Annotated in this window: 8 protein-coding genes and 2 pseudogenes; 9 read left to right on the top strand and 1 reads right to left on the bottom strand. The window is 38.3% G+C overall.

Annotation, left to right across the window (positions count from 1 at the left end; all coding sequences use genetic code 11):
- Positions 1 to 1017 precede the first annotated feature (1017 nt).
- From HWX04_RS07540 to HWX04_RS07520, 9 genes and pseudogenes are all read left to right on the top strand, one after another.
- Positions 1018 to 2106, top strand: coding sequence for a DUF3792 domain-containing protein (locus HWX04_RS07540; RefSeq protein WP_175869522.1), 1089 nt, complete (start codon positions 1018 to 1020; stop codon positions 2104 to 2106).
- A gap of 328 nt (positions 2107 to 2434) precedes the next feature.
- Positions 2435 to 3601, top strand: a pseudogene (locus tag HWX04_RS07535) (MFS transporter).
- Between the two features lie 288 nt (positions 3602 to 3889).
- A complete protein-coding gene (locus tag HWX04_RS08755; protein ID WP_246257595.1) occupies positions 3890 to 4045 on the top strand; it encodes an O-methyltransferase in 156 nt (51 codons plus the stop codon).
- A 29-nt stretch (positions 4046 to 4074) separates the two neighbouring features.
- Positions 4075 to 4287 (top strand): hypothetical protein, encoded by a 213-nt coding sequence (locus HWX04_RS08750; RefSeq protein ID WP_246257592.1) that lies wholly within the window; start codon positions 4075 to 4077, stop codon positions 4285 to 4287.
- Positions 4288 to 4314: 27 nt separating this feature from the next.
- Positions 4315 to 4518, top strand: a complete 204-nt coding sequence (locus tag HWX04_RS08745; RefSeq protein ID WP_246257590.1) for a hypothetical protein — start codon at positions 4315 to 4317, stop codon at positions 4516 to 4518.
- Between the two features lie 117 nt (positions 4519 to 4635).
- Positions 4636 to 4947, top strand: a complete 312-nt coding sequence (locus HWX04_RS08740; protein ID WP_246257588.1) for a hypothetical protein — start codon at positions 4636 to 4638, stop codon at positions 4945 to 4947.
- Positions 4901 to 5068 carry a DUF2087 domain-containing protein gene (locus tag HWX04_RS08735; protein ID WP_246257586.1) on the top strand — a complete coding sequence of 56 codons (168 nt, stop codon included), beginning with the start codon at positions 4901 to 4903 and terminating at the stop codon, positions 5066 to 5068. Before HWX04_RS08740 ends, HWX04_RS08735 begins: the two co-directional genes overlap by 47 nt.
- A 696-nt stretch (positions 5069 to 5764) precedes the next feature.
- On the top strand, positions 5765 to 6718 hold the full coding sequence (locus HWX04_RS07525) for an MFS transporter (RefSeq protein WP_246257584.1): 954 nt from the start codon (positions 5765 to 5767) through the stop codon (positions 6716 to 6718).
- An 8-nt stretch (positions 6719 to 6726) separates the two neighbouring features.
- Positions 6727 to 7083 (top strand): hypothetical protein, encoded by a 357-nt coding sequence (locus tag HWX04_RS07520; RefSeq protein WP_246257582.1) that lies wholly within the window; start codon positions 6727 to 6729, stop codon positions 7081 to 7083.
- Positions 7084 to 7184: 101 nt separating this feature from the next.
- Here HWX04_RS07520 and HWX04_RS08730 read toward each other — a convergent pair.
- Positions 7185 to 7414: pseudogene (locus HWX04_RS08730) on the bottom strand (Bcr/CflA family drug resistance efflux transporter); the annotation flags it as partial.
- Positions 7415 to 7736: the final 322 nt, after the last annotated feature.

Raw genomic sequence — 7736 nt, 5'->3', positions numbered from 1 at the left:
GTATTTAATTAAAAATAACAAATATAATTATTATTTTTTTCTTATACAGATAAATAATTATAATTAAAAGTGTTATTATTTTATCTTATAAAAGAAAATTTCTATTAATTTTTAATAAATAAAACTTTATTCTCCATGCGTCATATGCAAAAAATTAACTCTTGAAGAAGCTTTCCTTTACACACATTTTGCCGTAGTCTTCCGCTTCTTTTTTCATTGATATCATAAGAAAAAGCTCTCTCTCTCCATAGCAACAATCCCACTTTCTATGCAATATCCATCAAAGTTGATCGATAAAATGCAAAGCAGAAAAATAATCTCTCACGTCTCTCCCCCAATCACTATAGTAATAAACACAGCATATAACACAACAATAGCGTGGAGACCTATCAATACAAATCATTATTGTAAAGAGCTTAATTCTATCAGACTATAGAATATAATAACACTTAAGCAAACCCTCAAACAACCCAATATATTGTACTCATTTCCTAAAACTTTTTACTTAAGACAAACATAATAAAAATGACCGTCTAATTTTATTAGACAAATATTATAGAATAAAAAGTCAACACGCTTTATTTATTTAACTTAATTCATGATCTCTTATAAGATCTAAGTTAATATTTATTTTTTTCCTGAAATACGCTTGAGTTTCTCATTCTATTTTATAAAATATTCCACACATAAGAACAGTAATATCCTTAATAAAAGAGAGCAGATATTCCACTCACTTTATAAGCTAAAAGCCAATAAACAACAGCATTCAATTTTTCACAGTTATTCTCTCCCATGAGAGATGCGATGATAATATTCAGTCTAGGAAGAAACACGCCTTTCTTGCATCATAAGTGAGATCTTTAAAGTTGTATATTCAACATTTTTTCTCTCATAATAAACGTTAAAACGTTTTTCTTATTCACCTTTAATGACTAAATTATCCATTATAGACCATAAATTTTGGAACATAATGGAGCAGCGAGCATTTTATCTCCAGCATATTCAAGGAGATAAAATATGGAAACCCGCATTCCTGAAAAAACACCTTTCGATACGAATTTTCTAGGGGAGACATCCTTAGAGACAGAATATCCTTTTTTCCAAACACCCATTTCATGGTCAGCCATCTTTGCCGGACTGGTGACAGCTCTTGCCACCTCAATCTGCCTCTATTTTTTGATAGCAGCCTTAGGATTTGGCCAAATGGATTTCACCTCCTCCACCCCTTTTGGAGGCTCTTTCCTGTCCTTTGGCATAGGCTCTCTTATCGTTATGTTGATAAGTCTTGCTTTGGGAGGATTTGTTGCTGGTCGTTTTGCTGAATCCTCAGGAACCCTGCATGGCTTTCTCACTTGGGCTCTTATAACACTGCTGATGACCCTCCAAGCCATCCATGTAGTTTCAAGCACAGCAAAAATAGGAGCAAAAGCTGCCCTAGAAAACAGTTCCATGATCCAACAAACTGTGGATAGCTTTAAAACAAACATTTCCCCCTTGCTTGCAAAATTAAGCAGCGAGGATTTTACAAATTTTTTGACAAAAAACAGCGATAATGACATCAATTTTGAGCAACTTGGCAATGAATTGCGCACCCTTCTCAACAAAAGTGATATACCTGCGCTCAATCCTGAACGTTTAAAACAATCCTATCAGGCAGCGCTCAGTGATATTGGGGAAGCAATCACAGCATTTAAACGAGACCCATCTCATTACCGCACCACTCTGAAAGATCTAGAAGAACGTCTTTCTGATCGTGCAAAAGATCTGACAGCAAAATTTGATCGTAGCGATATCATCAATGCCCTCATAAAAGATGGCATGCCCCGTGCAGATGCACAAACAGCAGCCAACCGTGCCCTGCATGTCTATCAAAAGGCAGAAGAAAAAACGACAAAAGCGATAAAAGCGCTTGAAGAACGGGCTGAAACCCTCTCTGACAATCTTAAAAATACCATCAAGGGCGCCAAAAACACAGCCACAAAAGTCACAAATACCGCCTCTAACATGGGATGGTGGGGCTTTTTAGGCAGTCTGATAGGAGCGGTAATTTCCAGTGTTTGTGGTTATTATGGTTATAGAAGCCGTAAAGACTTTTTAAAACTTTAAAACTTACACCTCTTAAACAAACCCCAAAAAAGCTGTGCAGATTTGTGCAGCTTTTTTTTGCATTTTTTTGATGAACTCTTTTCTATCATTACATCTCCTATAGGAAACTTTACTGTCTTGCTCCTCTCATAAAGCTCCCCCTGAAAAACGAAAGAATACCTTATCATCGCAAAAAGATATTACACTCGTTTTCAATACAGCCCTTATTGCAAGAATTTCCTTTTTCCACTTTCAGCAAAAAAAACTAGAAAAAACAAAATGAAACGATAAACCATACAAGTTATACGAAAGAAGAAATTTTAGCTCTAATATCTTGGGGAGGGGCATTGTGACAAAGAAAAAATCCATGATTTTCGCCCAAATAGGGCTTTTTCTCGTTTTGGGCTTAAGCAGTTTTGCTGATGAAACAGCTCAAGTCACATTTGCCTTACACTTAGCAAAAAGTACAGCCTCCATTTCCATGCTACTTTTTGCAGGGCTTATAGGGGGGATTTATGCAGGCTCCATCGCTCCGCGTCTTTTGCATCGCTTCCAGCCAGCGCACACGATCACCGTTGTTTTATTGTTTGAAGCACTTTTTATAGCCACAGCCGCAATCGCCAACCAGTTTTGGCTTTATATTGCCCTTTCTTTTGCACTAGGCTGTGCTGGTTCAATCTTTTGGTCTACTATCCTTATTGCTATCCCTGAATTCGCAAACAACGATCACCAATTAGACCACATCAATCGCATCATCCAAACAGTTCGTAATCTTGGCTATATTGCCGGACCACTGTTAGGGGGCATATTATATAGTCTATCAAGCGGGCAAAAAGGGCTTTTTGCATTGTCAATCATAGTTCTCTGTGCAGCCTTGATCACGATATACTGTTTTAAAAGCTTAAAAATGCATGTGCCAACAACAAACATGGCACAGCAGGCCAAAAAGGGGCTAGACTTAACAGGGCTTTTGCGTAAAAAAATGTTGTCTATGCGCTTTCCCCCCTCATCATCACCATCATCCTTACCTCAGCTCTCAATGTGTTGTCGATTGTCCGCATCCGCACCGAGCTACAGTTTAGTGCAGAAATCTGTGGCATAATCAGCAGCATGATAAGTCTCGGCCTCGTGGTGGGGCCACTCTGCTTTTCCAGCCTTTTTCACCATTTTGGCGCTGCAACCATTGGTTTGGCAATTTTCTGCTTTTCTTTAACAAACTTCACATGGCTCATGATATTCTCATTTTTTATTCTTGGGAGTGCCAACGGCGTGCAAAATTCTCTGATGGCAAGTTCTATGATGAAAGCTATCCGGAAAGAACAGCGAAACAGCCAAATGCCTGCCTATATCTTTATCATACACACAGCCGTATGCATTGGTTTTATCAGTGCAGGTTTTGTAAAAGTACCCATACCCAACACACACTCTTTATCATCGGCATCGCCACCATGATCACAGGCATATTAAGCTTATCGTAAACAGCACTCTGCAAAAAAAGGAATGGGATAATGCGTAACAGACTTCGCCATTTTTGTCTCAAACAAACCATGCACAAAAAGAACATGGCAATCACCACTCACATCATTGTCTCTCCCATACCTCCTCCTACCCCATGAGATTTTGATAAACCACTCCGTGTAGAGCAACGAATAACCATTGCCCCAATTTGATATTTTAAAGCAAAAAAACGATAACATCATGCACCAAGATCCCATAGAACAAACAACCACATTTTTTGTCAAAGCGGAAATGCTGCACTTGGGTAAAGAATAAGGATCAAAAGATACCCCTCATAAGACCTAGTATGGGAACAGAAAACACTGCCCCGCTTCTTTACACCCTCATTCAAATGGCAAGACCGCGCACAATTCTTGAAATCGGTGCGGGGGATAGCACGCGCTTGATTGCTAAAGCACTGCAAAAAGCAAAACAAGCATGGCAACAAGATAAAAACTTTTAGAATCCTCGACTTGAGAAGAACATACAGCTTTGCTTGCCCCTTCAGGAGTCCTTGAAAATTATCAACCACAATTGATCACCATTGATGCTTCTTCAGCAGAAAGTCAATCCGCTGAAGAAGCATCGCAAAAACTGCTCCAAGACGAGCGTATTGAAAAAGATACCGTAACATTCATCCTTAAAAATTTCTTCTCTCTCGACGAAAACACACTGAAATCTTGGGGACCCATAGATTTTGCTTGACTTTATGCTGGAACACCAGCAGATGCTGTGCGATTTGTTACCACACTTTGGGAACATATCACCGCTGGTGGTTATCTCTGTTTGCATGAACCAACCATGACCACAACCATTGCTCTCGATGGAACACAACGGGAGCAAAGTGTTAGAACCCCTTTGTGGGAAGAAATTCTCTACCGTCTTGATGGATCCTATGAGGCTTTAACCCTCCCTAAAAACCACAAATATTGCTAAAGTGGTCTGGGGATTATTCGCAAACGCACCCCTTCAGAACAAATTGTACGCACACAATCACTCCAAGCAGGACTGATAGAGATCAATGAGCTGCCCATTCGCAATGATCTTTTGCCTATGGGACAAGAAACACTTCACAAATGCAGCCAAACCAATTCACTGATCTCTGCCATGACCTCACCAACACTGCGCACTGTTTATGCCGCCATTATCCTTGGTGCGAAAAATCTTTCTGAAATCCTAAAAACTGTCAATTGTGATGCAAAAACCATTCACAAAGCGATCAATCGTTTTTTGAATCTTGGTCTTATTCAAAACACAACAGCAGGATTTCAAGCGGAAGAGAGAAAATTTAAGCGACCGCCATTTAGAAACAGAAGAGATGCTGGAAAAAATTGTTCAAGCCTTTCAAAGGGAAAAAATCTATAGCGAAACGGAAATCTCCAAGATATGCAACCTCTTTACGATAGATTTTGCCAGATTACGACGCACTCTGGTTGAGAGAGGATTTTTACAACGCCATACCGGCAAATATCAACGCATACGCTAAAAAATACCAAACCTTTTGAAAAGAAAATTTAAAAAACTAAGAATTTAAAGTAAATCTGATCATCTTTCCTTAAGGAATGTACAGAACGCCCAACACCCCTCTGCCTTGAGACAAAAAATCTAGAATGACAGGGTATAAAAGCGTAAATTAAAACAATCCCTGCCCCCTCTCTTCTCTCATAATAACCTTGCATATAGGGAATTTATCATAACAGACTATAGCTTTGCGGTTATGAAAAGAAATCTGCGATAAACAAAGGGGACAAATTGGTAAAACACTCTGCCAATCTTTTAAAATATCTCCCAAGTTTTTTAATGCCCCCCACAAAAACAAAAGAGCGTAAATGCTTTAACAAAGAAAAGAATTGCTACACAAAAAATAAACAGATCAAATAGTTTTTACTGTTAAGACAACCGGAATATTTAAGCATATGCACTTAAAATATACAGTGCACAAATAAATACCTCTCGCCTTACCGCTTACAGGAACAAAAAATTCTCAACCCTCATGAGCCAACCAGGATTGGCATTTTTTACCACTGGTATAACTCTAAGAACAACGCTATGAAGAGCATCCTTTAAAACAAATAAAATCAATAGTGCGATTAAAAATGAAATTTTACGGAAAATTCTCAGTTTCAAGGCAAGTGTGCACCTAATTCTCATCACCACTCTTTTGAGCAATGTTGGAGCCTTTATGGTCGTTCCTTTTTTGGCGATCTACCTCAACAAATTGAATTCTCTCAGTGCAATAGAGGTGGGGACTATTATTGGAACAGCTTTTTGGTGCCAAAGAGCAGGCTCCCTTTTAGGAGGAATACTTTCCGATTATGTACATATCAAAAAAACCATGCTTTTAGGTTTAGCGATGCGGATTCCAGGCTATATCATCATTGGTTTTACGCATAATTTTTATCTCTTACTCCTCTCCTGCATCGTTATTGGACTAGGAAGCAGTATATACTTTCCTGCTGCAAAATCTTTTTTAGTAAAAAACGTCTTTCAAGCTGACAAAGTTGACATTTTAGCCATCAGATCAGTTTTTGCCAACATAGGAACCGCCATTGGTCCATTACTTGGCATGCTCATTTTAAAAGTTCAGCCTCACCTATTATTTAGCTTGGTTGGCTTCATCTTTATTTTATTATTTCTTCTCAACTGCACATTAAAAGAAAGTCCAGAAAACAGCACACGCAGTAAAATAAATTTTTCTGATTTTCGAAAACTACTTACCAACAAGACGATGCTTGGTGTAGCATTTTTTACGTTTTTATTTCTCTTTCTTTACACACAACTCGAAGTCATGATCCCTCTGTTTGCTGACCAAACTTTTAATAGAAGTGCCCCCTCATACATTTTTCTCCTCAATGCTCTTATTGTTATTTTTTTCCAAATCCCTGTCTCAAAATGGTCTTGTCGAGAAAACTCCAAAACGCCTATAGTGTTATCCTTTGTATTTTTTGGGCTCTCATTTTTTATTTTCCACGCTCTTGATCATTCTTACTTTAGCTTCTTTTTAGCAATTGTCCTTTTTACTTTTGCCGAAATTATTATGCGTATACGCCTCGATTATGGTGCGACAAATATAGATGAACGCCTTATTGCTAGCGCATTTGGCATCATGAGTTTGTCGAGTGCTTTTGGAGGATAGGAATTGGTTTGCTGATCTCAAGCTTTGGCTTATTATGCTTTGGTTATACGATAAGCATGGATGAGCTAGGATTCTTACTAAGAGGTGTAGGGCTTGGTATTGCCACTATTGTATGTCTGTCCGCCCCCATCCAATATGTCGATCGCCTATACCCCAAAGATACAGCGGTTATCACACGTATATTACAACAAATAGGTGGTGCTTTGGGAGGTGTGTGCGCTGGCTATTTGCTCCATTCGCTAACAAAAGGAGTTCTTTCCCTCAACCAAACATATCTCATATTCTTCCTCTTCTCTATCGCTGTATTTTTACTGTTTTGCCTCACACTCTCCTTATCGCGTAAAGAAAAAAGCGCAAATTTATGAAATGCTTTGTTGAAAGACTATAATATTTGCAATGGATAAGATCATAAAGTATTTGTTTGGTTGAAAAACACCAATATGCAGAGACCTCTACCCCACCCTTCATACATTTTCAGAGCGAAGAGCCCGCCTCTTATCACAAAAATAATATATCCACGCCCTACAGTTTTTTCCATAATCTCTCGCTTTAAAAGCCATCGCGCTGTAAAATTTCCCAAAATATAAAAATATAGGGAAGTGAAACACCAATATAGCTATAACTGATATAGATTGTTGGCAAACCCAAACTTGTAAGTAAAAAAGGCGACTCCACAATATAAGCAAAATATGCCGCCATCATTTTTACAAAAGAATGCTCAACGGAGGGGCTTCTTAAGCTCTAAAATTGGGCACACCTCTCTCCGCTTTCTGATAGGTGCGATTATTTCGAGTGTTTGTGGTTATTATGGTTACAGAAGCCGTAAGGATTTTTGGGAGCTTTAAAATTTATTCCTCTCAAGCAAGCATAAAAAAGCTGTACAGATTTGTACAGCTTTTTTTCATTTAGTTATTTGAGGGATTGTTTTTCTTTATTTCTGTTCTCTTTATTTTTCCAAAGGATGTGAATTTTCTAAAGAAGCAAAGAGGTTATTGTTCTGGAAGGTTTGCGCTTTATC

This window comes from Bartonella gabonensis (assembly GCF_903679515.1).
Taxonomy (GTDB): domain Bacteria; phylum Pseudomonadota; class Alphaproteobacteria; order Rhizobiales; family Rhizobiaceae; genus Bartonella; species Bartonella gabonensis.
This window is presented reverse-complemented; position numbering and strand designations above follow the sequence as displayed.

What these genes read in the sequence shown, in the direction of transcription:
- HWX04_RS07540 (WP_175869522.1), top strand. Translation starts at nt 1,018, where the DNA reads ATGGAAACCCGCATTCCTGAAAAAACACCTTTCGATACGAATTTTCTA.
- HWX04_RS08755 (WP_246257595.1), top strand. Translation starts at nt 3,890, where the DNA reads ATGGGAACAGAAAACACTGCCCCGCTTCTTTACACCCTCATTCAAATG.
- HWX04_RS08740 (WP_246257588.1), top strand. Translation starts at nt 4,636, where the DNA reads ATGGGACAAGAAACACTTCACAAATGCAGCCAAACCAATTCACTGATC.
- HWX04_RS08735 (WP_246257586.1), top strand. Translation starts at nt 4,901, where the DNA reads ATGCTGGAAAAAATTGTTCAAGCCTTTCAAAGGGAAAAAATCTATAGC.
- HWX04_RS07525 (WP_246257584.1), top strand. Translation starts at nt 5,765, where the DNA reads ATGGTCGTTCCTTTTTTGGCGATCTACCTCAACAAATTGAATTCTCTC.